This window comes from Microlunatus sagamiharensis, assembly GCF_900105785.1.
Taxonomy (GTDB): Bacteria; Actinomycetota; Actinomycetes; order Propionibacteriales; family Propionibacteriaceae; genus Microlunatus; species Microlunatus sagamiharensis.
Genome location: NZ_LT629799.1, coordinates 92,371 through 118,824, shown reverse-complemented (window position 1 = coordinate 118,824; position 26,454 = coordinate 92,371). Strand labels below are relative to the sequence as shown.

Sequence of the window (26,454 nt, the reverse complement as noted above, 5' to 3'; positions counted from 1 at the left end):
CACCCCGCCTACGCTCTCGTCGTGGCGACCGGGGCGCGGAGGGCGGCCGTCGCGCTCGGCCTGGCGCTGGTCGTGGCGCTCCCGGCCTGCAGCTGGGGCGCCGAGGAGCCGGGCCTGTTCTCCACCCCCGTCCCCACCCCGACGTCGCCCTCGACCGGCCCGACCGTGGACCCGACGCCGGTGGCCGCCCCCGAGGCCACCGACCCGCGGCTGCCCGTGGTCGGCGAGGCCGTGTGGACGACCGCGGACGGCCTCGACGTGACCGTCCGCTTCGCCGTGCACGCCGTGCGCCGCACCGGCACGGCGACGGTGCTCGACTGGTCGGTCACGCCGCTCGTCGGGCCGGGGGCCCGGGCCGGCGAGCCGCTGCCGAGCGGCACGGACCTCGCGCTCGACCGCAGCCTGCCCGGCCAGCAGGACCTGGCGCTGCTCGACCCGGGGGCCGAGCGGGTCTACCGGCCGCTCGCGGGCGTCTCGCCGGACCGGCCGAGCCGCTGCCTGTGCACGCCGCTGATCGCCGTCCTGCCGCGGCTCCGCTTCGGCGAGACCCGGCTGCTGCAGTTGGCCTTCCCCGTGCTGCCCGCGGCGACGACGCGGGTCGACGTCGCCCTGCCGAACCTTGCCGTCGTGCCCGGCGTCCCCGTCACGCCCGTGGGGCAGGCCCCGGTCGCGCGGACCCCGACCGACCTGACCCGGCCCGCTCCCGAGCGCACCGCCGCCACCGGGGCCCGTCTCCACGCCCTGACCGGCACCACCGGGGACCTGCAGAGCGTGGTCGTCGACCGGGTGGTCGCCTCGGGCGGGCTGACGTCGGTCGAGTGGACCCTCACCTCCGTCGACGACCAGGACACCCGCACCCGTGCGGTCGCCCCGCTGTCCCGCCCCACGCCGGGCGGCGTCCGGGTGACCACGGCGATCCCGGCGAGCGGGCCCCGTCTGGAGGTCCGCGGACGTCCGCCGACGAGCACCGGGGTGCTGTGGACCACCACGCGCGTCGCGGGCCGGACGGCGTACGAGTGCCTGTGCTCGGGGCTCGGCCTGTGGTCGCGCGGGCTGCGCGAGGCCGGCGGGTCGGCGCGGCTGACCACGCAGGTCGGCCCGCTGCCCGCGGGGACGGAGCGGGTGGACGTCGCCCTCCCCGACCTGGAGCCGTTCACCGACGTCCCCGTGGAGCGCGTCGCGGACGCGGCCGTGCTGCCCACCGTCGACGGGCCCGCCGCCACCTGGACCTACGACCCGAGCACACCGCCGTCGGGCTGGACGACCTCCGCGTGGCCGACGCCGCTGCCGGCCGAGGTGCAGGGCGGGGGCTTCGCCAGCGAGCCCGGCCGCGTCGTCGCCGCGCTCCCCCGCTCCTGAACGGCTAGGCCGCCTCGAGGCGCGCGAGCGCGTCGGGGCCGAGCGGGGTGCCGGCCTCGCGCGCGGCGTAGAGGGCGGCGCCGACGACGGGGCTGAAGCGGGCCGGCCGCAGGTCGAAGCGGCCGGCGGCCGCGAGCCCCTCAGCGAACCGCGCCCGCACGGTCGCCGAGCGGAACACCCCGCCCGAGCACGACACCGGGACCGCCTCGTCGACGCCGAACCCCAGCCGCGCGGTGGTCGCCCGCACCAGCGCGACCAGCTCGGCCGCGCCCTCCTCGACGACCGCCCCGGCGACCGCGTCACCGGCCTCGGCCGCCTCGACGACCACGGGCGCGAGGCCCGCGATCGTGCTGCGGTCGCCGCCCCAGGTGTCGTGCACCAGGCTCACGAGGTCGAGCGGCTCGGCGAGGTCGAGGCGGGCGCCGAGGAGCGCGTGCAGCGGCCCGACCGGGGCGCGGCCATCGGTCATCCGCGTCCAGGCCTGCAGCCCGCGCAGGCCGATCCAGTAGGCCGAGCCCTCGTCGCCCATGAGCTCGCCCCAGCCGCCGACGCGGGCGTGGCGGCCCTCGTGCTCGCCGTACGCGATCGAGCCGGTGCCGCTGACCACGTTGACGCCGGCCTCGAGCCCCAGCGAACCCGCCCAGCCGCACACCATGTCGTTGTCGCAGCCGTAGCGGTCGTGTCCGAGCACCGTGCGCGGGATCGCGTCGAGCGCCGGGGTGTCCGCGCTCGCCTCCCCGTACGCGGGCAGGCCGAAGAAGGCGCCGCCCAGGGCCGACGGCTCGACACCGGCGTCCGCGCACACGCCGGGCACGGCCTCGGCGAGCACCCGCCGGACCAGCTCGGGGCCGCTCGCCTGGCCGGCCCCGAGGTAGTACGCGCTGGGCGCCTCGCGCTGCGCGAGCACGCGGCCGTCGGCCGACACCACGCAGAGCGCGGTCTTGGTGCCGCCCGAGTCGACGCCGAGAAAGGTCCCGGTCGCCCCGGTCGCCCCGTTCGCCCCGTTCGTCGCCACCTCAGGCGGGGAAGGGGTGCAGGGTCACGCCCTGCACGACCCGGTTGACCTCGCCGGAGGGGAACGGGTTGTCCGGCGTCAGCCCGCGGACGACGGAGCTGCGCAGCGCGAGCAGCTGCGCGAAGACCGCGTGGACGACGGCTGCCTGCGCGTCGTCGAGCCCGTCGAGGCCCTTCGCGACCCAGGACCAGCCGACGGCGCCGGCCAGCGCGGAGGGCAGCTCGCGCGCGCCGAGCACGACGACCTGCTCGCGGCCGAGCTCACGGGTGAGCTCGGTGACGATGTCGTCGTCGTACTGCGCGGTGTAGGCGTCGCCGGAGCGGAGCACGACGACGAGCGTGTCGTCGCTCAGCAGCGCCTTGGGCCCGTGCCGGAAGCCGAGCGGGCTCTCGTGGTAGGCGAGGACGTCGCCGGCGGTCAGCTCGAGCAGCTTGAGCGCCGACTCGCGGGCCATCCCGGTGAGCGAGCCGCTGCCGAGGTAGACCACGCGCCGCGGCCGGCGATCGGCCAGCTCCGCGACGTCGGGCGCTGCGGACAGCAGGTCCTCCGCGGCGCTCGCCAGCCGCTCGTGGGCGTCGCGCGCGCCGGCGGTCCCGGTGAGCGCGGCCCAGCAGGCCAGGACCATCGAGGTGAAGCTCGAGGTCATCGCGAAGCCGGCGTCGTGCGTCGCCGCGGGCAGCGGCAGCACCAGGGCGCGGTCGTCGTCGGCGAAGGTGCGCGCCAGCTCGCCCTCGCTGTTGCAGCTGACCAGGAGGTGCCAGACCTCGCCCAGCTGCGCGTCGGCGAGGCGGACCGCGGCGACGCTCTCGGGGCTGTCGCCGGAGCGGGCGAAGGAGACCAGCAGCGTCGGGGCGTCCCCCACGAACACCGCCGCCGGGCTGCTGACGATCGTCGTGGTCGCCACCGGGTCGACCCGGCGCCCCAGGGCCAGCGACAGCGACGGCGCGAGCAGCTCGCCGGCGAACGCCGACGACCCCGCGCCGGTCAGCACGACCCGCAGCTCGGGCCGGGCGAGCAGCGGGCGCAGGAAGGCGTCGATCTCCTCCGACGCGCCGGCGAGCAGGTCGCCGAGCTCGCGCCAGACCCGGGGCTGCTGGGCGATCTCGGCCGAGGTCGCCGAACCGCCGGGGTCGATCCCGGGCAGGGCCACCTGGTCGGCCTCGGTCGTCGAGCTGGTCATGCGTTCTCCGTCCGTGCGGGGCTTGCGTGGGGTCGCGCCGGGGACCCGGCGGCGGTGTCAGGCCTGGCGGCGTCGTCAGGGCTGGAGAAGGCGGCGAGCGTCGGGCCGTGGGCGCCGACCGCGTCGTCCAGGATCCTGCGGGCGACGTCGGGGCCCGGCACCAGGGGGTCGAGGGCGAGCGCCTGCAGGGCGAGCTCCCGGTCCCCGCGCAGCGCCGCCTGCACGGTGAGCTCCTGCTGCTGGGCCCGGGCGGTCAGCACCGCGGCGATCGCCGGCGGCAGCGGGCCGACGCGCAGCGGCACGACGCCGGCGGCGCCCACCACGGCGGGGACCTCGACGACGGCGTCGTCGGGCAGGTTCGCGATCGCGCCGCGGTTGGGCACGTTCACGGCGAGCTCGACGTGCTCCCGGCCGGTGACCAGGGCCTCGGCGATCGACACGAGCCGCTCGGCCTCCTGGTCGCGTCGGGCCCCGTCGACGGGGACGCGGCCGTCGGCCTGGTCGTGCAGCCGCTCCCAGAGGTCGGCCTTCTGCCCGATGTAGCGGATCGTGTCGTCGCGGCCCTGCTGCAGGCCCCAGGGCAGGTGGTCCTCCTCGACGGCGCTGCCGTCGCTGGAGCGCAGGTACCAGCCGAAGAACTCGGCCACGTGCCGGTCGCCCGGCGCCGGGTAGCGGCCGAACGTGCGGTAGAGGTCGGCCGACACGGGCAGGTGGACGCCCTCCTCGCCCGAGGTCGGCGTGTCGTGGCCGCCTGCGCGCTCCTGGACCAGCGCGGCGAGGCGCGGGTAGAGGTCCTCGGTGCCGAGGCGGTAGTCCAGCAGCCAGCACAGGTGGTTGAGCCCCGCGAAGGTCGCGTGCACCTCGTCCGCGCGGTCGGCCAGCCCGAGGTCGGCGTTGAGCTTGGCCAGGGTGTGCATCGTCCCGTGGCAGAGCCCGATCGTCGGCACGCCGGTCTCCGCGGTCACCCCGCGCACGTTGGCCGTGAGCGGGTTGGAGTAGTTGACCAGCTGCGCCCGCGGCGCGAGGTCGGCCACGTCGCGGGCGATGGCGACCAGCTCGGGCACGTGCCGCAGCGCGCGCAGCACCCCGCCCGGGCCGACGCTGTCCCCCACCGTCTGGACGACCCCGTACGCGCCGGGGACCTCCAGGTCGAGCCCCCAGCCCTCCGCCGCGCCGACCGCGATCGTCGTGGTGACGATGCGCGCGCCGGGCAGCGCCTCGCGCCGGTCGGTGTGCGGGACGAACGTGACGTCCGCGCCGCGGGCCTCGGCCAGGCGCCGCCCCACGCGGGCCATCACCTCGGCCGCCTCGGCGTTGAGGTCGACCAGGTGCACCGTCCAGCCGTCGAAGGTGCGGTTGCTGACGAGGTCGGCCATCAGGCCTGGGGTGAAGACGGTGCTCCCGGCCCCGATCAGGACGATCGACCGGCTGCTCCCGGCGTCGGCGCTCACTTGGCGCTCCCGGCCAGCAGCCCGTTGACGATGTAGCGGTTGAAGACCAGCGCGAGCGCCGCCGGGACGATGATCGCCAGCACGCCGGCCGCGTTGAGCAGCGTCGAGGGCACGACGTGGCGGCCCTGCAGCGCGGCGATGACCACGGTCAGCGGCTGCGTCGACAGGTCGCTCGACAGCACCAGCGGGAAGAGGAACTGGCCCCAGGCGAAGAGGAACGTGATCAACGCCGTCGAGATGATCCCGGGCACGGCGAGCGGGAGCAGCAGGTGGCGCAGCACCTGCAGCCGTCCGGCGCCGTCGATCAGCCCCGCCTCCTCGATGCCCTGCGGGATCGAGGCGAAGTAGTTGTGCAGCACCCAGGTCGCCAGCGGCAGGAAGCCGGAGACGTAGACCAGCACGATGCCGGCGTAGGTGTTGACCAGCCCGAAGAGGCTCATGATCCGGTAGAGCGGGATGAGCGTCGTGTACGGCGGGAAGGCCATCGTCGCCAGCACCGCGTAGAAGAGGACGGTGCGGGCGCGGAAGCGGAACCGCGCGAAGGCGTACGCGGCCAGCGTCGCGAGCACGACCGTGACGATCGTGGCCAGGCCGCACTCGACGACGATGTTCAGCGTCGAGCGGCGGATCTGGGCCGGCACGTCGCTGTCGTCGGTCAGCAGGCGCGCGTAGTTCTGCAGCGTGGGGCGCAGAGGCACGTACTGGGTGTCGGTCGAGCGGGCGTCCGCCTCGGTCTGCAGGCTGGTCTTGACGGCCCAGTAGATCGGCACGACCGACCAGAGCACGGCCAGGACGATCCCGATGACCCGGCCCACCGGCATCCGCCCGGTCCGGTGACGGCGCCGTCCGGCGGCGACGCGGGGGGTCGCCCCCACCGCGGCGCTCACAGCTCGACCTTGCGGTAGACGGCCTTGACGATCAGCAACGAACCCACCAGCGTCACCACCGTGATCAGGAGGCTGAGCGCGTAGCCCTGCCCGAAGTCGAGGTTCTGGAAGCTCACGAAGTACGTCTGCATCGTCACCGTCGCGCCGGTGGCCGCGGCCCCGTTGAGCACGTACGGCTGGTCGAAGACGTTGAGCGTGGCGACGAGCGCCTGCACCATGCAGACCGCGATGCCCGGCCGGGCGAGCGGCAGGGTGATCTGGCGGATCGCGCCCCAGCGGCTGCAGCCGTCGATCTGCGCGGCCTCGTAGAGCTCGTCGGGGATGAGCTGGAGCGCGGCGAGCACGAGCAGCACCGAGAGCGGCGTGATCTGCCAGACCTGCACCAGCTCGATGAGGACGATGGTCAGCACCCGGTTCGGCCCGAGGAGGACCTGTCCGCCGCCGAGCCCGAGGTCACCCAGCACGCTGGTGACGAGGCCCGCGTTCGGGTCGAAGATGCCGCTCCACAGGATGCCCTCGACCACGCCCGGCAGCGCCCACGGCAGGATCAGGACCGCGATCACCAGGCTGCGGCCGCGGAACGGGCGCTGCAGCAGGATCGCCATCGCGACGCCGAGCACCGTCGAGAGCGTGACGCCGACGACGACGTAGAGCGCGGTGTTCGCCGCGCTGCTGCGGATCGCGTCGCTCTCGAGGAGGTTCCTGAAGTTCGACAGCCCCGAGAAGCGCGTGGGCGGGTCGAGCGCGTTGACCGTGAAGAAGGACTGCACGATCGTGAAGACCGCCGGCACGAAGGCGAGGCCGGCGATGAAGATGATCACCGGCGCCACCAGCACGTACGGCAGCGGTCCCGCGTCCGTGCTGTGCCGCCGTCGCCCCGCCGGGGACGGCGTGGTGCCGTCCCCGACGTGCCCCGCGCGCGATGCCTCGACGACCCCGGCGGCCCCGGTCCGGCTCGTGGGTCGCGTCGAGCTCACTGACCGCTCGACAGCTTGGTCGCGGTGTCACCCATGGCCTTGATGGCGTCGTCGACGCTCATCGAGCCGGTGGCCGCCGCGTGCAGGTTCGTGTAGACGGCGTTGGAGAACTGCGGGTACCAGGTCGGGGCGCCGCCCGGGAAGACCGGCTTGGAGCCCGAGAGCATCTGCTCCAGCTCCTTGCCGTAGACGAGGTTGCCGCTCGAGGTCATCTTCTCGACCGCCGACAGCCGGGACGGGATCGGGAAGGCGGTGAAGGCCTTCTCCGGGCCGTTCACCCCGGCGAAGTCGACCTGCTGCGACTCCGAGGTGAACCACTCGATGAACTTCGCCGCCGCCTGCGGGTACTTGGCCTCCTTGGGGATGCCGACGCCGTCGGGGTTGCTGAGGTTGGCCGTCGTCCCCGTGACGCCCGGGGTCTTGAGGTAGCGCACCTGGCCCTTGACCGACGACTGGTCGGGCACGTCGTAGAGGGTGCCGACGGTGCCGGAGTAGTCGGAGAAGATGCTGGCGACCTCGCCCTTGGCCATCAGCGTCTGCTGGCCCTGGCTGTCGGTGACGTTGATGTTGCCGGGCGGCACGAGGCCGTTCTTCATCGCGTCGACCATCCACTGCGCGGCCTTGTAGCCGGCCGAGCCCGGGTCGGTGAACTGCGGCTTGCCCGCGTCGTCGAGCACGCTCCCGCCGAACGCGTTGGTGGTCTGGTACCAGTAGGTCGACAGGCCCTCGGCCGCGGCGAAGGGGATGTCCAGCGGGTGCTCGACGTCGCCCTTGGCCTTCACCTTCGTCAGGGCGTCGGTGTACTCGGTCATCGTCGTCGGCTCCTTCGTCACGCCGGCGGCGTCGAAGAGCTTCTTGTTGTAGGTCGTGACCATGAACGAGGCGTCGTACGGGATCCCGACGACCTTGCCGTCGCTGGTGAAGGACGCGAGCTGCGGCATGTCGGCCTTCATCGACTCGACGTCGACGTAGTCGCCCATCGGGTAGAACCAGCCGAGCTTGCCCAGCTGGCCGACGCGGGACCAGTCGACGTCGGTGGCGTCGGCGAAGTAGGTCTTGGCGGTCGCCGCCGCGCTGATCTTGGTCTGCAGGCTGTCCCAGTCGATGTTCACCCAGTTGACCGTGATGCCGGTCTGCTTGGTGAAGTCGTCCAGCGCGGCCTTCGGCGGCGGGTCGGCGGCCAGGGCGACGGTGATCGTCACGCCGCTGGTCTGGGTCGAGCCGCCGCCCGCCTGGCCGCCGCCTCCCCCGCCGCACCCCGCGAGCAGCAGGACGGCCGAGCCGAGCCCTGCCGCGAGCCGAAGCGTCGTCCGCGCCCCTCGTGCGCTCCTGGTCATGTCGTGCCTCCGTGTCCGGTGCTTCTCGGGGTCAGCGTCCTGTGTGCTGGGTGGTGGTCGAGCGACTGCACGGTGCTGCGCAGTTCGTGGAGGACTGCGCAGCCGTGGAGCAGAATCAAGCATTCGCACATCTGCAGGTCAACAGTTCCGAGCAAATGCGCACGAGAATGATCGAGTGCGCAGTCCCAGCTGCCGAATCGGTAACGGTCGTGTTGCTAGGCTCACGGCCGTGCAGCGCACCGAGCGGCTCGACGCGATCCTCGAGCAGGTGGGTTCGGCCGGGCGGGTCGACGTGGCCGCCCTCGCCGAGCGGCTGGGTGTGTCGGGCGCGACCGTGCGCCGCGACCTGCAGGCGCTGAGCCGCAGCCAGCTCCTGGTCCGCACCCACGGTGGCGCCGTGTCGCAGGCGGCCGAGGACGAGGTGCCGGCGCAGGTCAAGGCCGTGCTCCGCCAGCCCGAGAAGCGCCGCATCGCCCGCGCGGCGGCCGCGCTCGTCGGCGAGGGCGCGGTGGTGGGGCTGACGGGCGGTTCGACGACCCTGGAGCTGGCCCGGGTGCTGAGGGAACGGCGCGGCCTCACCGTCGTCACCAACTCGATCGACGTCGCCTCCGAGCTCGCAGGGCGCCCCGGCATCCGGCTCGTGATGATCGGCGGCATCGTGCGCCGCTCGCGCGAGCTCGTCGGGCCCGCGGCCGAGACGATGCTGGCCAACTACCACCTCGACCTGGCCTTCATCGGCGTCGACGGGCTGTCGGCCGAGGGCTGCACGACCTACGACGAGATGGAGGCGACGACGGACGCGGCCTTCCTGGCCCAGGCCCGCCGCCGCCTCGTGGTCGCCGACAGCTCCAAGATCGGCCGTGTCACCTTCGCCCGGATCAGCCCGCTCTCCGGCCTCACCGACCTGGTCACCGACCGCGGCGCGGCCCCCGAGGCCCTCGAGCCCGTCCGCCAGGCCGGCGTCGCGGTCATCGCGGTCTGACGACCGCTCCCTGAGCTCGTCAGCGGGCCCGGAACGGGTTGGCGTTCTTCTGCCCTGCAAACAACGCCAACCTCTTCGAGGCCCTTCGACAAGCTCAGGGAGCGTTGCTCCTCAGCGCGGCAGGCGGAACTTCGCGAACCGGCTGTGCCGGTCCTGGCCGGTGGCCTTCCGGTACGTCTCGAAGCCGGTGTACGTCGTCCCCAGCGACCCGAACGTCGCCGTCCGTGTGCCGCCCGTCGCCCAGTAGGTGTTCCGGTCGGCCTTCAGCGGCGTGCTGAGGCCGTCGGACCCGGCGCCGTCCACCGTCCCGATCACGGCGCGGGCGTCGTTCGTCGCCCACACGCGGTTGCGGGTGAAGCTCGTGCGGTAGGCGTAGTACTGGACGAGCACCTCCGGCGAGCCGTCGTCCAGCCGGTTGTTGGCGTACAGGGTGTTGCGCTCGAAGCGGTTGTCGTGGGCCCGCCCGGTCTGCTCCCCGCCGCAGGCCTCGGAACCGTTGCAGTAGCCGCCCGTGGCGATCCCGACGTACGCGCTGCGCGTGATCACGTTGCGCGACACGAGCACGTGGTCCGCGCTCCCCCGCGCGTTCTCGGCCGCGACCTCGACGCCGATGTCGTTGCCCGAGAGCGCGTTCCGCTCGATCGTGATCCTGGTCCCGCCGTCGACGTAGATGCCGTCGGCGCAGTTGCACCACTCGCCGTCCTCGTAGTACGAGGGGTTGCCCTTGGAGATCGTGTTGCGGACGACGTTGTCGCTGATCACGCCGTTGCGGGCGCGGTTGCGGTCGGTGTAGCGGTAGGGCTCGGGCAGCGTCGGCTCGTAGCCAATGGCGTCGATGCCGATGTTGTTGTTGTCGTGCACGAAGTTCCGGCTGACCCGCCAGCCGTCGACGTTGCCGTTGACCACGACGGCCTCGCTCGCGCCGAGCACGAGGTGGTCGACCTCGTTGCCCTCGATCCGCAGCCCGGTGATCGGGTGCTCGACGGAGTCGCCGTAGACGGCGATGCCGTGGGCGTTGAGGTCGAAGCTGCCGAGCGTGCCGTTGTCGTTGCCCAGGTGGTGCACGTGGAGGTCCTCCACCGTCACGTCGCGCGCCGGGCCGTGGACGTAGACCCCGATGGGCATCGCGTCGATCGCCGTCGTGCGGTAGCCGGTGACCTCCAAACCCCGGACCGTCACCCGACGGCTGCCATCGACCTCGACCATCGCGCTGCGCCCGTCGGGCACGTCCAGGCCGGCGCCGTCGAGCACCGGGTGCTCGCGACCGTACGGGCGGATCGTGAGGTCGTGCACCGAGGCGCCGAGGCTCACGCGCTGGGCGTAGCGACCGCCGCGCAGCTCGACCGTCCCGCCCTGCGGCAGCCGGTCGACGGCGGCCTGCACCGTGGCCAGCGGGCGGCGGGCCGTCCCGGCGGCGCGGTCGTCACCGTTCGCCGCGACGACGAGCGTGCGGCTCTTAGCCGCAGCCGCCGTACGGCCGGGGTCGGCCGAGGCCGGGAGGGAGACGGCGGCGCCGGTGCCGAGGGCGACGAGCAGCGCCACCCCTGCGGCGGCGCCGCGCCGGAGCCGGCGGGCCCGCGGGGTCCGGTACGTCCGTACGTCCTGCATCGGGGACTCCTCCCGGCCCGGGGACGGGTCGCGCCACCCCGTCGGGGCGGAAGTCCGGGCTCGGGTTCATGCTGCGGCGGGCGGACGCCGATGTCGCCGCTCGACGCCAAGTGCTCACCGGCGCTGAGCGCTTCGCCGAACCGCTCAGCGCGGCTGACCGGCTCCTTGCCGCGTCCGGGCCCGCCTTCCTAGCGTGGTGCGTCGTGACCCCGGACGCCGATCCCGAGGGGCGCCGCCTGCGCGTGCTGTACGCGGCGGTCGGCGGCGGCATCGGCACGCTGCTGCCCTACCTCGTGCTCTACCTGACCGACCGCGGCCTCACGGCGACCGGCGCCGGCCTCGTCGTGGGGCTGATGTCGGCGGTCGGGGTCCTGGTCATCCCGCTGTGGGGCCGGCTGGCCGACGGCCCGGTCGGGGTCACGCGGGCGCTGCAGTTGTCCTGCGCGCTCGCCGGCGTGGCCTCCCTCGCGCTCCTCGCCGCCGACCGGGTCGTGCCCGCGCTCGTGCTCTGCGCGCTGCTGCTCGCGGCCGCCCGCGCGCCGGGCGAGGCCCTGGCCGACGCCCTCGCGGTCAGCGCCGCGGGCGGCTCGTCCGACTACGGTCGCGTCCGGATGTGGGCCAGCGCCGGGTTCGCGGTGACGGTCGGGGTCTGGGGACTCGCGCTTGAGCGCACCGGCCTCGGGCTCGTGCTCCTCGCGTACCCGGCGACCCTCGTCGTGGCCGCGCTGAGCACGCGGGGGATGTCGCCCGTCCACGCGCTCGGGCCGCTCGACTCCCCGGGCGCGGAGCCGACCGGCCGGCTCCTCACCCGTCCGGTCCTGGTGCTGCTGGGCGGGGTGCTCGTCTTCGGCGTCGCGATGGCGACCGCCTTCACCGTCCTGCCCCTGCGCATCGTCGACGCCGGCGGCGCGGTGTGGGTGGTCGGCGTCAGCGCCGTCGTCGGCGCGGCGGCGGAGATCCCGCTGATGCGCAGCAGCGCGTCGGTCTCCGCCCGGCTCGGGGCTCGTCGGACCGTCCTGCTCGGCGGGCTGCTGTTCGCGGCGGCGGTGACGCTGTACGGCGCGTTCGCGCAGCCGTGGGTGCTGGTCGCGGCCAGCGCCGTGCGCGGCGCCGGCTACGCGCTGGTCTACGTCGGGCTGGTCACCGCGGTCCGGGCCGCCTTCCCGCCGCGGTCGCGCGCCCGGGGCCAGGCCCTGCTCCAGACGGTCCTGATGGGCGTCGCCCCGGTCGCCGGCGCGTCGCTGGGCGGGTTCGGCTACAGCCACGCCCCCGCGCTGCCGCTCTTCGGCGCCACCGCCGTGCTCGCCCTGCTCGGCGCGGGCCTCGCCTGCAGCCGCTGGGCGAGAACGCCCCTCGAGCACGTCGCACCCGTCGAGCCCTCCGACGCTCACCTCCCCCTCGCCGAGCGGTAGGTTGCGGCGCTCTTTCCGCCCGAACTCGCGCGGCAACCTACCGCTCGCGGGGACGTACGGAACGCCAAGAGGCGGCCCCCCGAAGGGGACCGCCTCTCAGCTCGTGCAGGTGGTGCAGGTGGAGCAGGGACTCAGAAGTCCATGCCGCCCATGCCGCCGTCGCCACCGGCCGGCATGGCCGGGGCCTTCTCCGGCTTGTCGGCGATGACGGCCTCGGTGGTGAGGAACAGGCTCGCGATCGAGGCCGCGTTCTGCAGCGCCGAGCGGGTGACCTTCACCGGGTCGATGATGCCGGTCTTGACCAGGTCGACGTACTCGCCGGTCGCCGCGTTGAGGCCCTGGCCGGAGGGGAGGTTGCGCACCTTCTCCGCCACGACGCCGCCCTCGAGGCCGGCGTTGAAGGCGATCTGCTTCAGCGGGGCCGAGGCCGCGGTGAAGACGATCTCCGCGCCGATCTGCTCGTCGCCGGACAGGTCGACCTTGGCGTCCTTGGCCGCCTGGAGCAGGCCCACGCCGCCGCCGGCGACGATGCCCTCCTCGACCGCAGCCTTGGCGTTGCGGACGGCGTCCTCGATGCGGTGCTTGCGCTCCTTGAGCTCGACCTCGGTGGCCGCGCCGACCTTGATCACCGCGACACCGCCGGCCAGCTTGGCCAGACGCTCCTGCAGCTTCTCGCGGTCGTAGTCGGAGTCGGAGTTGTCGATCTCGGTGCGGATCTGGCTGACCCGGCCCGCGATCTGGTCGCTCGACCCGGCGCCCTCGATGATCGTGGTCTCGTCCTTGGTGACGACGACCGAACGGGCCTGGCCGAGCAGCTCGAGCCCGACGCCGTCGAGCTTGAGGCCGACCTCCTCGGAGATGACCTGGCCACCGGTGAGGATGGCGATGTCACCGAGCATGGCCTTGCGGCGGTCGCCGAAGCCCGGGGCCTTGACGGCGACGGACTTGAAGGTGCCGCGGATCTTGTTGACGATCAGCGCGGCCAGGGCCTCGCCGTCGACGTCCTCGGCGATGACGACCAGCGGCTTGCCGGCCTGGATGACCTTCTCGAGCAGCGGGAGCAGGTCCTTGAGGGCCGACACCTTGCTGTTGACGATCAGGATGTACGGGTCGTCGAGCACGGTCTCCATGCGCTCGGTGTCCGTGACGAAGTAGGGCGAGATGTAGCCCTTGTCGAAGCGCATGCCCTCGGTGAGCTCGAGCTCGAGGCCGAAGGTGTTCGACTCGTCGACGGTGATGACGCCTTCCTTGCCGACCTTGTCCATCGCCTCGGCGATGATCTCGCCGACGGTGGAGTCACCGGCGCTGATCGACGCGGTGGCGGCGATCTGCTCCTTGGTCTCCACGTCGACGGAGGCGGCCTGCAGCTGCTCGACGATGGCCGAGACGGCCTTGTCGATGCCGCGCTTGAGGCTCATCGGGTTGGCGCCGGCGGTGACGTTGCGCAGGCCCTCGCGGACCATCGCCTGGGCCAGCACGGTCGCGGTGGTGGTGCCGTCACCCGCGACGTCGTCGGTCTTCTTGGCGACCTCCTTGACGAGCTCGGCACCGATCTTCTCGTACGGGTCCTCGAGCTCGATCTCCTTGGCGATGGAGACGCCGTCGTTCGTGATCGTGGGGGCGCCCCACTTCTTCTCGAGCACGACGTTGCGGCCCTTGGGGCCGAGCGTCACCTTCACGGCGTCGGCGAGCGTGTTCATGCCACGCTCGAGGCCGCGCCGCGCCTCGGTGTTGAACTGGATGAGTTTCGGCATGTGTGGCGAATCCTCTGTTGGACGTGAGTGGTTGCTGCTGCTCCCCGGCCGGCGCCCGCGACGGACGGTCCATGGGGACCTCGCCGACTGAGGAGGTGGCACTCTCACCTGCCGAGTGCTAACCCCATGTTTAGCACTCGCCCCGTGTGAGTGCAAACACTTCCGAGGCCGTCGACGCGACTCCTCGGCGCACTCCCCCGCCCCGCGTACGGCCCCTCCTCCGAGCCCCCTCGTCCGGCCCGTCGACGGCGCGGCGACCGCCCTGCGGGACAAGGCCGGACCTCGGCCGAGAAAGAACATTCAGCAGGAATGGATCGGCTCCGTCGGGTGTTCCGACTGGACGTGGCCAGCCAGACCCGTACCTCCGTCGACGCGGAACCCGTGATCACGAGGGCCTCGGTCGGCCTCCGCTCCGAGCGCGGCCCCGTGCTCCTGGGCGTGATGCTCAGCATGGGCCTCATCGCGATCGACGCGACGATCCTCGCCACCGCGGTCCCCTCGGTCGTGAACGACCTCGGCGGCTTCTCGCAGTTCCCGTGGCTGTTCTCGATCTTCCTGCTCACGCAGGCCGTGACCGTGCCGATCTTCGCCAAGCTCAGCGACTCCTACGGGCGCAAGCCCGTCGTCCTGGCCGGCATCGCCGTCTTCGGCGTCGCGTCCGTGCTCTGCGGCGTCGCGTGGAGCATGCCCGCGCTGATCGCCTTCCGGGCGCTCCAGGGCCTCGGCGCCGGCGCGATCCAGCCGACGTGCATGACGATCGTCGGCGACATCTACACGCTGCAGGAGCGGGCCAAGGTCCAGGGCTACCTCGCCAGCGTCTGGGCGATCTCGTCGGTCGTCGGCCCGACGCTCGGCGGGGTCTTCGTCGAGACGCTCGACTGGCGCTGGATCTTCTTCATCAACATCCCGCTGGCCGCCGTGGCCTTCTGGATGATCTCGCGCCGCTTCCACGAGAAGGTCGAGCGGGTGAAGCACCAGGTCGACGTCGCCGGAGCCGTCCTGCTGACCCTCGGCGCCTCGCTGCTGATCCTCGGCCTGCTCGAGGGCGGCGTCCTGTGGTCCTGGCTCACGCTGCCGGGAATCGGGGTCCCGGCCGCGGGCCTGGTGCTGGTCGTCGCGTTCGGCTTCGTCGAGCGGCGCGCCGCCGAGCCGATCCTGCCGACCTGGGTCTTCCGCAACCGGCTGCTCGTGAGCACCAGCATCGCCAGCCTCGCCATCGGCGCGGTCCTCATCGGGCTGACCTCCTACGTCCCCCTCTACGCCCAGAACGTGCTCGGCCACAACGCGCTCGTCGCCGGCTTCGCGCTCGCCGCGCTGACCCTGGGCTGGCCGATCGCCGCGTCCATGTCCGGGCGGGTCTACCTGCGGATCGGCTTCCGGGCGACCGCGCTGCTCGGCACCCTCATCGGGCTGGTCGGCGTCGCCGGCCTGACGCTGCTGCGCCCCACCACCTCGATCGGGCAGGTCGGGGCCACCTGCTTCGTCATCGGCATCGGCATGGGCTTCGTCGCGGCCCCGATCCTGGTCGCCGCGCAGTCCTCCGTGGACTGGAGCGTGCGCGGCGTCGTCACCGGCACCTCGATGTTCGCCCGCTCGATGGGCAGCGCCCTCGGCATCGCCGTCTTCGGCGCCATCGCCAACGCCGGGCTCGGCACCACCGTGGGCACGCACGCGAGCACGGCCAGCTCGATCGCCCCGGCCGTCATGGCCGCGGCGCTGCAGAACGTCTTCCTCGCCTCGGTCGTCGGCGCGGCGGTGATGCTCGTCGCCGTGCTCTGCATGCCGCGCCGCGTCACGACGGTCGCCTGAGGATGCGCGGCCGCGTACGCACGGCGGAGCGCCTCGCGCTCCTCGCCGCCGGGCTGTTCGTCGTCGGCACCAACGCCTTCGTCATCGCCGGCGTCCTGCCCTCGATCGCGGGCGAGCTGCACGCCCCGCAGACCGCGGTGGCCTCCTCGATCACCTGGTACGCGGCAGTGGTCGCGATCGCCTCCCCGCTGGTCGGGGTGCTGCTCCCCTGGGTCCCGCGCACGGCCCTGATCGCCGTCGGGCTGGTGCTCGTCGCCGGGGGCACCGTCGTGGCGGCCCTCGCACCCGGCCTCCTCGTCTTCATCGCCGGTCGGGTGCTGGCCGCGTTCGGCGGGGCCGCGCTGGTCCCGACGGCGACGGCCGCCGCCCCGGCCATGCTGCGCCCCGAGCAGCGCGGCCTCGCCCTGGCCGCGACCGGGCTGGGGTTCACCCTCGCCTCCGCCGTCGGCTCGCCGCTCGGGACCGCGCTCGCCGCCCTCGTCGGCTGGCGCGTGACGATGCTCGCCATCGCGGGCCTCGCCCTCCTGCTCGCCGTCGCCGTCCTGCTGCGCCTCGGCCCGGTCCCGCTCGGGGCGGCCACCAGCCTCGCGGCCCGGGTCGGCGTGCTGCGCGACCCGCGGGTCTCGCTCGTCCTGCTCGCCGCGGCCCTCGTCACGACCGGCTTCAACGTCGTCTACATCTTCAGCGCCCGGCTCACCGAGGGCGCGACCGGCGGGGACGGGCGGCTGCTGGCCCTGCTCCTGCTGCTCTACGGCGCCGGCGGCGTGGTCGGCACGGCCCTCGCCGGGCCCGTCACGGACCGGTTCGGCAACCGGGTGACGGCCGCCGTCGCCACGGGTGCGCTCGTCGCGGTGTTCGTGCTCCTGGCCGTCGAGGAGCGCTCGTACGTCGCGCTCGCGATCCTGTTCGGCGTCTGGGGCGTGGTGGCGTTCGCCGCCGTCGTCCCGCTGCAGCACCGCCTCGTCGGCGTCGACCCGTCGATCGCCGGGCTGACCCTCGGCTGGTACTCCACCGCCATGTACGTCGGCATCGCCGTCGCGCCGCTGCTCGGCGCGGCCGCTCTCGCCGTGGGTCCCGTCGCGCTCCCGCTCGCCGGGGCGGCCGCGACCGCCCTGGCCCTGCTGGCCTTCCAGCTCGGGTTCCGCGCGCGGCGGCGTCAGGCGCTCGGCGCCAGCTCGGAGACCAGCGGCACGACGTCGGCGATGGAGTCCTCCACGCGCGTCGGACGGTAGGGGTAGCCCTCGATCTGGCTCCGCCGGGTCGAGCCGGTGAGGACGAGCACGGTCCGCAGCCCCGCCTCCATGCCCGCGACGATGTCGGTGTCCATGCGGTCGCCGATCATCACCGTCGACTCCGAGTGCGCCTCGAGCCGGTTCAGCGCCGAGCGCATCATCAACGGGTTGGGCTTGCCGACGAAGTAGGGCTTGATGCCCGTCGCCTGGCGGATCATCGCGGCCACCGACCCCGTCGCCGGCAGCGGCCCCTCGGGCGAGGGGCCCGTGACGTCCGGGTTCGTGGCGATGAACCGCGCCCCGCGCTCGATGAGGCGGATCGCCCGCGTGATCGCCTCGAAGGAGTAGGTGCGCGTCTCTCCCAGCACCACGTAGTCCGGGTCGCGCTCGGTCATGACGAAGCCCACGTCGTGCAGGGCGGTGGTCATCCCCGCCTCGCCGATCACGTACGCCGACCCGCCCGGCATCTGCTCGCTCAGGAACTGCGCGGTCGCCAGCGCCGAAGTCCAGATGGCCTCCTCGGGCAGGTCGATGCCGCTGCGCAGCAGCCGCGCGCGCAGGTCACGCGCGGTGTAGATCGAGTTGTTGGTCAGGACGAGGAAGCGCACCGCGTTCTCCTGCAGCGCGGCGATGAACTCGGCCGCCCCCGGCAGCGCCTGCTCCTCGTGGACCAGGACGCCGTCCATGTCGGTCAGCCACGTGCGCACGGGGTGGTGTTCGCTCATGGCTCCAGGCTGGCAGCCGCCTCGCCGTCGTCGCCACGGGGTCTTGCCCGCGCTCCGTACGCTGGGAGACGACATGCGCACCCGTCTCCTCCGCCCGCTCCAGCTCGGCCTCCCAGCCGCCGCCGTGCTCGCGCTGGCGCTCTCGGGCTGCAGCGACCCGGCCCCGGCCGACCCCGCGCCGACCGCTCCCGCAGCCCCGGCCACCCCCGCCGCCGCACCGGCCAGCGGCGGCGTGCAGGTCGGCAGCAGCACCACGGGCAGCGACGGCCTGACGGTGCGCTACCTCGACGGCGGGACGGTCAAGACCGTGCGCGTCGAGGACTTCCCGCGCTGACCGGAAGGGTTCAGAGCTCCACGTAGAGGCAGAGCGGGTGCCCGTCGGGATCGAGGCAGACGCGGACGTGCTCCTGCGGCTGGAAGCCGGCCACCCGCGCCCCGCACTCCTAGGCCCACGCCGCGGCTGCGTCGAGGTCGTCCACCTCGACGTCGAGGTGGGCCATCATCGCCACGTCGTCGGGCCCCGCGGGCCAGACCGGCGGCCGGTAGTGCTCCTCGCGCTGGAAGTGCAGCCCCGGGCCGCCGTCCGGGTTCGCCAGGACGACCCACTCCGGCTCGTCCGTCGTCGCCGTGAAACCGAGCAGCCGCGCGTAGAAGCGCGCCAGCGCCGGCGGGTCGGGCGTGTCCAGGACGAGGCCGCGCAGGTGCAGCCCCGGTCGTGCGTCCGTCACGCGTCCCCCCTCCGCCCGGCGTCCCGGTGACCCCGCGGTCCGTGCCGGCGATGCTGCCAGACTCGCGCCCGTGGAGGACACGGCGCCGGTGTGGGACGGGCCCGCGCTGGTCGTCCTCGCGGGCGCGGCGGGGTCGGGCAAGTCGACCTGGGCCGCGCAGCGCTACCGGGCCAGCGAGGTCGCCTCGTCCGACGCGCTGCGGGCCGCGGTCGGGAGCGGCCCCTACGACCTCGACGCGACCGACGACGCCTTCGCCCTGCTCGACCAGGTCGTCGCGGCGCGGCTGCGGCGCGGGCTGACCGTCGTCGTCGACACCCTCGGCCTCGACGCGCGGCGCCGCGCCCACCACCTCGCCCTCGCCCGGGCCGCCGACCTCCCGGCCGTGCTCGTCGTCCTCGACACCGCCCCCGCGCTCTGACGGGCGCGGAACAGCGCCCGCGACCGCCCGGTCCCCGCCCGCGTGGTCACCGAGCAGCTGCGCCGCGCCCGGGCGCTCGTCGACGCCCACGACCCGGAACGCTGGCGGCCGGCCGACGAGGGGGCCGAGCGCGAGGACTGGGACGCGGTCGTCGTAGTCCGCCAGAGCGACGACCGGACGCCCGCGCCGAACCTCGCCGAGGAGGACCCGGCCTCGACGCCTGCCCACGGTGGCCCGCGGCTGGTGCTGCAGGTGTCCCGCTTCCCGTGGGGCGAGGACGTCGGGGACCCGACCCGCTGGCTCACCGACCTCGCGAGGGCCGCGGACGCGATCGGGCTCGACGGCATCGCGCTGATGGACCACCTGGTGCAGATCCCCCAGGTCGACCGCGCCTGGGAGCCGATCCCTGAGCCGTACGTCGCTCTCGGCCTGCTGGCCGGGCTCGAGACGCGGCTGCGGCTCGGCACCCTGGTCAGCCCCGTCACGTTCCGGGCTCCCGGGATCGTGGCCAAGGCGGTGGCGACGCTCGACGCCTTGAGCGGCGGCCGCGCCTTCTGCGGGCTCGGCGCCGGCTGGTGGCTGCGCGAGCACCAGACGTTCGGGCTCGACCTGCCCGCCCCCGGGACGCGGATCGGCCAGCTGCAGACGGCGATCGAGACGATGCGCGCGCTGTGGGCGCCGGGCACCAAGGCGTACGCAGGCCGCTACGTCCACCTGCCCGAGACGACCTGCTACCCGCGCCCCGTCGGGCAGGTGCCGATCGTCGTCGGCGGCTCGGGCGACCGGCTGCTGCGCGTCGTGGCCGAGCAGGCCGACGCCTGGAACCTGCCCAGCTCCGACGAGGCCCGCCTCGCCCGGCGCCGGGCCGTGCTGCGCGGGCACTGCGCCGAGCTCGGCCGCGACCCCGACGACGTCGAGGTCACCGTCCTCGACGTCCCGGTCCTTGGCACCGACCGCGAGGACGTCGCCCGGCGCGTCGAGCGCCTGCGAGGCCGGGTGCCGGCGACCGCGTACGCCCGGCAGCACCACGCCGGCACCGCCGCCGACCACGCGGCCCGCTACGCCGGGCTGGCCGAGGCCGAGGCCGGCACGGTCTTCGTCGCGCTGCCCGACCTCGTCGACGCCGACGACCTGCGCCGCCTCGAGCCCGTGGTCGCCCGGCTGCGCTGAGTGCCGCCGGCCCTCAGCCGAGACCGAGCAGCGCGTCGGTGCGCGCGTCCGGCTCGCCGGCGTAGAAGGCGTCGAGCACCCGCTGGAAGACCTCCTCCTCCGGCACGGCCCGGGCGAAGAGCGTCATCGAGGAGCGCAGCTTGAGCGCGTCGATGCCTCCGAGGACCGTCTCCGCGCTGCGGTCGGCGTGCGTCAGGAGGGCTGCGGCGCACTCCCGCAGCCGCGGTCCCAGCACCGGGTGGGCCAGGTAGTCCCGCGCCTCGGCGAGCGAACCGACCGCGTACGCCTGCGCGGTGCTGCTCCGCCCGAGGCCGGCGAGCTGGGGGAAGACGAACCACATCCAGTGCGACGTCTTGCGCCCGGCCCGGAGCTCCCGCAGGGCCGCGGCGTACGTGCCGCCCGCGTCCTGCGCCGCGACGAACCGGTCCAGGTCGGGGCGATCGATATCTGACCTCTGCATCCGAGACCCCCTGCCGCTGGGTACAAACCTCCTGTGACATCCGCGCCCACGTCTGATCCCGCCCGCGCCGACGAGGCGCAGCCCGACCGGTCGCGGTGGCGTGCGCTGGCCGTCGTCATGGCCGCGGGTGCGATGACGCTGCTCGACGTCAGCATCGTGAACGTGGCCCTCCCGACGCTACGGGAGGGTCTGCAGGCCGACGACAGCGACGTGCAGTGGATCGTCGCCGGCTACGCCCTCGCCTTCGGCATCGTGCTCGTCCCGATGGGCCGCCTGGGCGACGCGCGCAGCCGCCGGGCGGTGTTCATGGCGGGCGTCGCCCTCTTCACCCTGGCCAGCGCCGCGGCCGGTCTGGCCCCCAACCCGACGACGATCTCCGTCGCCCGGGTGGTGCAGGGCATCGGCGGCGGCATCATCACCCCGCAGGTGTCGGGCTTCATCCAGAACCTCTTCCAGGGCCGGGACCGCGCCAAGGCGTTCTCGATCTTCGGCGCGACCATCGGCCTGTCGACCGCGGCGGGCCCGCTGCTCGGCGGCCTGCTCGTCCAGCTCGGCGGGCCCGACTTCGGCTGGCGCCTGGTCTTCTACGTCAACGTGCCGATCGGCATCGCCGTCGTGCTCCTCGCCCGCAGGCTGCTGCCCGCGAGCGCCCCGACCAAGCGCGGGCAGAGCCTCGACCCCGTCGGCGTCCTGCTCTTCGCCGCCGCCGTGCTGCTCGTGCTGTGGCCCCTCGTCGAGGGCTCCCAGGGCACCCCGCTGTCGAGCCGTCCCTGGTGGCTGCTCGGGGTCGCCGCCGTCCTCGGCATCGCCTTCGTGCTGTGGGAGCGCTCGTGGGGCGGTCGCGGCAAGGAGACGCTGATCAACCTGCGCCTGCTCAAGGTGCCCGCGTACGTCTTCGGGCTCAGCCTCGGCACCTTCTACTTCGCCGGCTTCACCGCGATCTTCCTGGTCGTCACGCTCTACCTGCAGGTCGGCCTCGGCTACAGCGCGCTGGAGGCCGGGCTCACCACGACGCCCTTCGCCGTCGCCGGGGCCATAGCCGCGCTGCTCAGCGGCCGGCTCGTCGAGCGCTTCGGGCGCTGGCTGGCCGTGTTCGGCCTGGTGACCGTGAGCGTCGGCCTGCTGGCCATCGACCTGCTCGTGCCGCACCTGTCCGGGATGGTCGGGCTCAAGCTCGCGCCGGCCTTCCTCGTGGCCGGCTTCGGCGGCGGGTTCGTCATCACCCCGAACGTCACGCTGACCCTCGCCGAGGTCGACCCGGCCGAGGCGGGCTCGGGCGGCGGGATGCTGCAGACCGCGCAGCGCGTGGGGTCGGCCATCGGCGTGGCGGTGATCCTGGCGCAGTTCTTCTCGACCCTGGGCAGCACCAGGGGCGACTACGCCGAGGCCCTGTCGGTGTCGCTGCGGACCACGATCGCGGCGGTCGTCGTGGCCCTGCTCTTCGCGCTCGCGGACCTGCTGCGCCGCAACCGCAAGGAGCACCACCCCGAGCCGCAGCACGCGGCGGAGGAGGCGGTCCCGCGGCACGCGGCCTGACGCCGGAGCCGGCCGTCGCCGGACCTGTCTCGGGTCCGGGGCCTCCCTGCGCGGCAGCAGCGCCAAGGGAGAGACTGAGGTGTGCCGAACACGCCTGACGCGCCCGAGTCCGAGACCTCGCAGGACCAGCAGCCCGACCCCATCGACGAGCCCACCGCGATCATCCTCTACGGAGGCACCGGTGACCTGGCCAAGCGCATGGTGCTGCCGGCCATCTACGAGCTGTACACCCGCGGCCTGCTGCCCAAGCAGTTCCGGCTGATCGGCAACGGCCGCGGCGACGTCTCGCACGAGGACTTCACCGCCCACATCCACGACGTGCTCACCGAGTTCGCCGAGACGCCGGACGAGGACGAGTTCAAGGGCTTCGCGGCGAACGTGCGCTTCGCCGGCGGCGGCTTCCGCGAGGACAACCCGGGCAGCCTCCTCGACGTGATCGAGGAGGCCGAGAAGGAGCTCGGGGCGAGCGTGCACCTCGTGCACTACATGGCGATCCCGCCGCATGCCTTCGAGGCGACGACGAAGGCCGTCAAGGCCCACGACCTCGCCAAGAACGCCAAGGCGGTCTACGAGAAGCCGTACGGCGAGTCGCTCAAGAGCTTCCACGAGCTCGACGACCTGGTGCACTCGGTCTTCGAGGAGGAGCAGGTCTACCGGATCGACCACTTCCTCGGGAAGGAGGCGACCCAGAACCTCTACCTGACGCGCTTCGCCAACCGCCTCTTCGGCGACGTCTGGTGCCGCGACAGCATCGCCCAGGTCCAGATCGACGTCCCCGAGACCCTCGACGTCGCCGATCGCGCCGACTTCTACGACGCGACCGGCGCGATGCTCGACATGCTCGTCACGCACCTCTTCCAGGTCGCGGCCGAGGTCGCCCTGGAGCCGCCGGTCAGCATGGCCGACGAGGACGTGCAGAACGCCCGCGAGTCCGTCATCGCCGCCTTCCGCCCGCTGTCGCCCGACGAGGTCGTGCTCGGCCAGTACCGCGGCTACACCGACATCGACGGTGTGCCCGACGACTCGCAGACCGAGACCTTCGTGGCCGCCAAGCTGTGGGTCGACACCGACCGCTGGCAGGGCGTCCCCTTCCTGCTGCGCACCGGCAAGATGATGGGCACGAGCGCCCAGCGCGTCAGCCTGGTGCTCAAGGCCGCGGAGGGCCCGCTCAAGCACGTGCCCGCCAACGCCAACGCCATCGTCTTCGACCTCAAGGGCAACGGCGCGATCGACGTGCAGCTCACGGTCAAGAAGCCCGGCCCGGACGCCGTGCCGGCGGCCAGCGCCACGTCGCTCAAGCTGCAGAACGTCGCCGACGGCGCCATGGCTCCCTACACCTCGCTGATCCACGACGTCCTCTCGGGCAACCGGATGCTCTTCACGAGCTCGGCGGGTCTGCAGTCGGCGTTCGAGGCGTTCCAGCCGATGCTCACCGACGCGCGGCCGAAGATCGAGATCTACGAGGGCGGCTCCTGGGGCCCGGAGGCCGCCGAGGCGCTCACCGACGGCGTCGGCTGGCTCCTCGAGAAGAAGGTCAGCCCGCCGATCAGCTGAACCCGCACCACCCGCGCGGCACCGAGGCGGCCGGAGCACCTGCTCCGGTCGCCTCGACCACGCTCAGGGCAGTTGGTGCAGGGCCAGCGGCAGGACCTGGGTGGCTCCGGCGTCGGCGAGGAGCGCCCCGGCCACGGTGAGCGTCCAGCGGCTGCGGATCGTGTCGTCGACCAGCAGCACGGGCCCGTCGAAGGACACCTCGGGCCGCAGCCGCGTCCGCACCAGCAGGTCACGCACGCGGGTGGCCGAGCTCGCGTCGACGCTCGGCGGTGGGCCGCCGACCTCGAGGGCGTCGACCAGCGGCAGGCGCCCGATCCGCGCGAGGTGCTCCGCCACCGAGGTGACGAGCCGCGGGAAGCGCCGCGACGGCATGGCCACCACCGCCACCGGACGGTCCCAGCTCTTCGACCAGCGCTTGAGCACCTCGACCGCGCCCTCGAGGACGGCCGGCGGCGCGGCCTGGTCCTGCTGCCACAGCCGCGCCAGCTCGGTGCTCCAGGCCGGGTCGTCGGCGAAGGCCAGCGCACGACCGGACTGGAGGAAGCCGATCCGGCCCTTGCGCTCGACCCCGCTGGGCCAGAGCTTGCGCGGCTCGACCACGACGTCCTGCCCGCGGAAGAAGGCGCGGGCCGAGGCGACCGTCTCCTCCGACGGCCGTGCCCCGGGCGCGGGCAGACGCCCGGTGCACACCGAGCAGCGGCCGCAGCGGTGCGGGTCGGGGTCGTCGAGCGCCTGCTGCAGGAACTGCATGAGGCAGCCCTCGCCGTGGGCGTACGAACGCATCAGGTCGGCCTCAGCGGCCCGGACCTGGCGCAGCGACGTCCACTTGGCGTCGTCGTAGTACCAGGGCCTGCCCGTCGAGACCCAGCCGCCGGCCCGGCGCTCGACCGCCTCGTCGACGGCGAGGATCTTGAGCAGCCCCTCGAGGCGGCCGCGCCGCATGCCCGTCGCCGACTCGATCGTCGGGAGCGACTGCGGCTCGGCGTTGAGGACGTCGAGCACCCGCTCGACCTGCTGCTCGTCGGGGATCCCGGCGGTCGCGAAGTAGTCCCAGATCCGCTCGTCGGACTCGGCCGGCACCAGCACGGCCACGGCGTCGTCGAGCGCACGACCCGCGCGCCCGACCTGCTGATAGTACGCGACGGGCGAGCTCGGCGAGCCGAGGTGGATGCAGAAGGCGAGGTCGGGCTTGTCGTAGCCCATCCCCAGCGCCGACGTGGCCACGAGCGCCTTGACCTCGTTGTCGCGGAGCCGGTCCTCCAGCTCCTCGCGGTTCTCGGTCTGGCCCGAGTACGCCGCCACGTCGAGCCCCTGCTCGGTGAGGAACGACGTGACCCGCTGCGTCTCGGCCACGGTCAGGACGTAGACGATCCCGGAACCGGGCATGGAGCGCAGCGCCTCGGCGACCCAGGCGTACCGCTCGAGGACCGACATGCTCGGCACGACGGCGAGGGTCAGCGACGCCCGGGCCAGCGAACCGCGCAGGGTCACCGTGTCGTCTCCGAGCTGCGTGGCGACGTCGGCGGTGACCCGCTCGTTGGCGGTCGCCGTGGTCGCCAGGACCGGTGTGCCGGGAGCGAGGCCGAGCATGCTGCGGGTCAGCCGCTGGTAGTCGGGGCGGAAGTCGAAGCCCCAGTCCGAGACGCAGTGCGCCTCGTCGATCACCAGCAGGCCCACCGTGTGCAGCAGGTCGGGCAGCTGGGCGGCGAAGGCCGGGTTGGCCAGGCGCTCCGGGGAGATCAGGAGCACGTCGATCGTGCCGTCGCGGACGTCGGTGAGCACCTGCGACCAGGCGTCGAGGTTGGTGGAGTTGATCGTCGCGGCCCTGAGACCGGCGCGCTCGGCCGCGGCGATCTGGTCGCGCATCAAGGCCAGCAGCGGCGAGACGACGAGCGTCGGTCCCGCGCCCTGCTCGCGCAGCGCGGCGGTGGCGGCCCAGTAGACCGCCGACTTGCCCCACCCGGTGGCCTGCACGACGAGGACCCGCCGGTGGTGCTCGACGAGCTCCTCGACCGCCCGCACCTGGTCGGCGCGTGGTCGTGCGTCCGGTCCCGCCATCGCCGCGATCACGCGCTCGAGGACGGAGGCGGCGGTGCTGGTCGTCCGGTCCGTGGTCATCGTGCTCATGCTGTCACTGTCGTCGTCGGGACCCGGATGTGCCGCTCGACGCGGACGCTGTGGACGACGAGCGGCGTACCGGGCTCGCCCTGTGGACGACCGGCACGCCTTCGGCCCACGACCTGCGGCCCGCGGACGCTCTCCGACCTGTGAACTCACCGTGAATCCGCGCTCGGAGGCGTCCGGAACGGCCGCGCGGGGCAAACAAGATTCATGACCCCCAGCAGCGACAGCGACGGCCAGGCCAAGGTCGCGGACCTCACCTCCGACATCAAGTTCGCGATGCTCACCACCGTCGACGCCGACGGCGAGCTCGTGAGCCGCCCGATGCAGCACCAGGAGGTGGAGGGCGACGGCGACCTGTGGTTCTTCTCCTCCCGCGACTCCCGCAAGGTCTCCCACGTCCGGGCCAACCCGCACGTCGCCGTGACGCTGGCCTCGACGAGCAGCTGGGTGTCGATCAACGGCTCCGCCGAGGTGGTCGAGGACGTGCAGAAGGCCAAGGACCTCTGGTCCGCCGGCATGGAGGCCTGGTTCCCGCAGGGCCCCGAGGACGACTCGATCGTCCTGATCAAGGTCAGCGGCGAGACCGCCGAGTACTGGGACACCCCCGGCGGCCGCGTCGCCACGGTCCTGAGCCTGGTCAAGGCCAAGGTCACCGGCGAGCGCTACTCCGGCGGGGACAACGAGAAGGTCGAGCTGGGGGCGGACAGCTGACCACCCAGGCCGAGCGGGCCGACCA

The 26,454-nt window shown here is 73.5% G+C and carries 23 protein-coding genes; 11 read left to right on the top strand and 12 right to left on the bottom strand.

All coding sequences use genetic code 11. The annotated features are described in order from the left end of the window. Positions 1-21 precede the first annotated feature (21 nt). Positions 22-1,359: a hypothetical protein gene (locus BLU42_RS00535; protein WP_091072217.1), complete on the top strand. Its 1,338-nt coding sequence runs from the start codon at positions 22-24 to the stop codon at positions 1,357-1,359. A 4-nt stretch (positions 1,360-1,363) separates the two neighbouring features. On the opposite strand, the gene BLU42_RS00530 is transcribed toward BLU42_RS00535, so the two are convergent. From BLU42_RS00530 to BLU42_RS00505, 6 genes are read right to left on the bottom strand one after another with little or no spacing between them, the layout of a single operon-like run. Then, positions 1,364-2,374 (bottom strand): N-acetylglucosamine kinase, encoded by a 1,011-nt coding sequence (locus BLU42_RS00530; RefSeq protein WP_091072215.1) that lies wholly within the window; start codon positions 2,372-2,374, stop codon positions 1,364-1,366. 1 nt (position 2,375) lies between these two features. After that, on the bottom strand, positions 2,376-3,554 hold the full coding sequence (locus BLU42_RS00525) for an SIS domain-containing protein (protein ID WP_091072210.1): 1,179 nt from the start codon (positions 3,552-3,554) through the stop codon (positions 2,376-2,378). Continuing rightward, complete coding sequence (locus BLU42_RS00520) at positions 3,551-5,005, bottom strand: family 4 glycosyl hydrolase (RefSeq protein ID WP_091072206.1); 1,455 nt, start codon at positions 5,003-5,005, stop codon at positions 3,551-3,553. Before BLU42_RS00520 ends, BLU42_RS00525 begins: the two co-directional genes overlap by 4 nt. Beyond that, positions 5,002-5,892 (bottom strand): carbohydrate ABC transporter permease, encoded by an 891-nt coding sequence (locus BLU42_RS00515; RefSeq protein WP_091072202.1) that lies wholly within the window; start codon positions 5,890-5,892, stop codon positions 5,002-5,004. Before BLU42_RS00515 ends, BLU42_RS00520 begins: the two co-directional genes overlap by 4 nt. Further along, positions 5,889-6,869, bottom strand: coding sequence for a carbohydrate ABC transporter permease (locus BLU42_RS00510; protein ID WP_091072198.1), 981 nt, complete (start codon positions 6,867-6,869; stop codon positions 5,889-5,891). The genes BLU42_RS00515 and BLU42_RS00510 overlap by 4 nt, the downstream gene beginning before the upstream one ends. Beyond that, the gene (locus tag BLU42_RS00505; protein WP_157719702.1) at positions 6,866-8,206 is read right to left on the bottom strand and encodes an ABC transporter substrate-binding protein; all 1,341 of its coding nucleotides are present in this window, start codon (positions 8,204-8,206) and stop codon (positions 6,866-6,868) included. Before BLU42_RS00505 ends, BLU42_RS00510 begins: the two co-directional genes overlap by 4 nt. A 229-nt stretch (positions 8,207-8,435) precedes the next feature. Between BLU42_RS00505 and BLU42_RS00500 the strand changes: the two genes are divergently transcribed. Then, positions 8,436-9,188 (top strand): DeoR/GlpR family DNA-binding transcription regulator, encoded by a 753-nt coding sequence (locus BLU42_RS00500; RefSeq protein WP_197680562.1) that lies wholly within the window; start codon positions 8,436-8,438, stop codon positions 9,186-9,188. 111 nt (positions 9,189-9,299) lie between these two features. Here BLU42_RS00500 and BLU42_RS00495 read toward each other — a convergent pair whose 3' ends face one another. Continuing rightward, a complete protein-coding gene (locus BLU42_RS00495; RefSeq protein WP_091072191.1) occupies positions 9,300-10,796 on the bottom strand; it encodes a right-handed parallel beta-helix repeat-containing protein in 1,497 nt (498 codons plus the stop codon). 203 nt (positions 10,797-10,999) lie between these two features. On the opposite strand from BLU42_RS00495, the gene BLU42_RS00490 reads away from it, so the two are divergent. Continuing rightward, positions 11,000-12,208 (top strand): MFS transporter, encoded by a 1,209-nt coding sequence (locus BLU42_RS00490; RefSeq protein WP_157719701.1) that lies wholly within the window; start codon positions 11,000-11,002, stop codon positions 12,206-12,208. A 131-nt stretch (positions 12,209-12,339) separates the two neighbouring features. Here BLU42_RS00490 and groL read toward each other — a convergent pair whose 3' ends face one another. Continuing rightward, a complete protein-coding gene (gene groL / locus BLU42_RS00485; RefSeq protein ID WP_091072182.1) occupies positions 12,340-13,962 on the bottom strand; it encodes a chaperonin GroEL in 1,623 nt (540 codons plus the stop codon). 381 nt (positions 13,963-14,343) lie between these two features. Between groL and BLU42_RS00480 the strand changes: the two genes are divergently transcribed. Next, positions 14,344-15,771: an MDR family MFS transporter gene (locus BLU42_RS00480; RefSeq protein WP_231918367.1), complete on the top strand. Its 1,428-nt coding sequence runs from the start codon at positions 14,344-14,346 to the stop codon at positions 15,769-15,771. Between the two features lie 2 nt (positions 15,772-15,773). Then, positions 15,774-17,003 carry an MFS transporter gene (locus BLU42_RS00475; RefSeq protein WP_091072175.1) on the top strand — a complete coding sequence of 410 codons (1,230 nt, stop codon included), beginning with the start codon at positions 15,774-15,776 and terminating at the stop codon, positions 17,001-17,003. On the opposite strand, the gene BLU42_RS00470 is transcribed toward BLU42_RS00475, so the two are convergent. Beyond that, positions 16,928-17,728 (bottom strand): HAD-IIA family hydrolase, encoded by an 801-nt coding sequence (locus BLU42_RS00470; RefSeq protein ID WP_091072171.1) that lies wholly within the window; start codon positions 17,726-17,728, stop codon positions 16,928-16,930. The genes BLU42_RS00475 and BLU42_RS00470 overlap by 76 nt on opposite strands. A 73-nt stretch (positions 17,729-17,801) precedes the next feature. On the opposite strand from BLU42_RS00470, the gene BLU42_RS00465 reads away from it, so the two are divergent. Further along, complete coding sequence (locus BLU42_RS00465) at positions 17,802-18,062, top strand: hypothetical protein (protein ID WP_091072167.1); 261 nt, start codon at positions 17,802-17,804, stop codon at positions 18,060-18,062. A 109-nt stretch (positions 18,063-18,171) separates the two neighbouring features. Here the strand turns inward: BLU42_RS00465 and BLU42_RS00460 are convergent, their stop codons facing one another. Continuing rightward, positions 18,172-18,456: a VOC family protein gene (locus tag BLU42_RS00460; protein ID WP_231918366.1), complete on the bottom strand. Its 285-nt coding sequence runs from the start codon at positions 18,454-18,456 to the stop codon at positions 18,172-18,174. Positions 18,457-18,526: 70 nt separating this feature from the next. Here BLU42_RS00460 and BLU42_RS20970 point away from each other — a divergent pair, with 70 nt between their 5' ends. Continuing rightward, positions 18,527-18,874, top strand: a complete 348-nt coding sequence (locus BLU42_RS20970) for an AAA family ATPase (protein ID WP_197680561.1) — start codon at positions 18,527-18,529, stop codon at positions 18,872-18,874. Positions 18,875-18,916: 42 nt separating this feature from the next. After that, on the top strand, positions 18,917-20,044 hold the full coding sequence (locus BLU42_RS00455) for an LLM class flavin-dependent oxidoreductase (protein ID WP_197680560.1): 1,128 nt from the start codon (positions 18,917-18,919) through the stop codon (positions 20,042-20,044). A 13-nt stretch (positions 20,045-20,057) separates the two neighbouring features. Here BLU42_RS00455 and BLU42_RS00450 read toward each other — a convergent pair whose 3' ends face one another. Next, positions 20,058-20,504, bottom strand: coding sequence for a DUF1810 domain-containing protein (locus tag BLU42_RS00450; RefSeq protein WP_091072163.1), 447 nt, complete (start codon positions 20,502-20,504; stop codon positions 20,058-20,060). 33 nt (positions 20,505-20,537) lie between these two features. Here BLU42_RS00450 and BLU42_RS00445 point away from each other — a divergent pair, with 33 nt between their 5' ends. Both BLU42_RS00445 and BLU42_RS00440 read left to right on the top strand, forming a co-directional pair. Then, a complete protein-coding gene (locus BLU42_RS00445; RefSeq protein ID WP_197680559.1) occupies positions 20,538-22,040 on the top strand; it encodes an MFS transporter in 1,503 nt (500 codons plus the stop codon). A gap of 81 nt (positions 22,041-22,121) precedes the next feature. Next, a complete protein-coding gene (locus BLU42_RS00440) occupies positions 22,122-23,594 on the top strand; it encodes a glucose-6-phosphate dehydrogenase (protein WP_197680558.1) in 1,473 nt (490 codons plus the stop codon). Positions 23,595-23,657: 63 nt separating this feature from the next. Here the strand turns inward: BLU42_RS00440 and BLU42_RS00435 are convergent, their stop codons facing one another. After that, positions 23,658-25,721 (bottom strand): RecQ family ATP-dependent DNA helicase, encoded by a 2,064-nt coding sequence (locus tag BLU42_RS00435; RefSeq protein ID WP_091072158.1) that lies wholly within the window; start codon positions 25,719-25,721, stop codon positions 23,658-23,660. A gap of 204 nt (positions 25,722-25,925) precedes the next feature. On the opposite strand from BLU42_RS00435, the gene BLU42_RS00430 reads away from it, so the two are divergent. Continuing rightward, positions 25,926-26,429, top strand: a complete 504-nt coding sequence (locus BLU42_RS00430) for a pyridoxamine 5'-phosphate oxidase family protein (protein WP_091072156.1) — start codon at positions 25,926-25,928, stop codon at positions 26,427-26,429. Positions 26,430-26,454: the final 25 nt, after the last annotated feature.

Coding starts and splice junctions, on each gene's coding strand:
- groL (WP_091072182.1), bottom strand. CDS start 13,962: ATGCCGAAACTCATCCAGTTCAACACCGAGGCGCGGCGCGGCCTCGAG.
- BLU42_RS00495 (WP_091072191.1), bottom strand. CDS start 10,796: ATGCAGGACGTACGGACGTACCGGACCCCGCGGGCCCGCCGGCTCCGG.
- BLU42_RS00435 (WP_091072158.1), bottom strand. CDS start 25,721: ATGAGCACGATGACCACGGACCGGACGACCAGCACCGCCGCCTCCGTC.
- BLU42_RS00475 (WP_091072175.1), top strand. CDS start 15,774: ATGCGCGGCCGCGTACGCACGGCGGAGCGCCTCGCGCTCCTCGCCGCC.
- BLU42_RS00470 (WP_091072171.1), bottom strand. CDS start 17,728: ATGAGCGAACACCACCCCGTGCGCACGTGGCTGACCGACATGGACGGC.
- BLU42_RS00525 (WP_091072210.1), bottom strand. CDS start 3,554: ATGACCAGCTCGACGACCGAGGCCGACCAGGTGGCCCTGCCCGGGATC.
- BLU42_RS00505 (WP_157719702.1), bottom strand. CDS start 8,206: ATGACCAGGAGCGCACGAGGGGCGCGGACGACGCTTCGGCTCGCGGCA.
- BLU42_RS00450 (WP_091072163.1), bottom strand. CDS start 20,504: ATGCAGAGGTCAGATATCGATCGCCCCGACCTGGACCGGTTCGTCGCG.
- BLU42_RS00465 (WP_091072167.1), top strand. CDS start 17,802: ATGCGCACCCGTCTCCTCCGCCCGCTCCAGCTCGGCCTCCCAGCCGCC.
- BLU42_RS00430 (WP_091072156.1), top strand. CDS start 25,926: ATGACCCCCAGCAGCGACAGCGACGGCCAGGCCAAGGTCGCGGACCTC.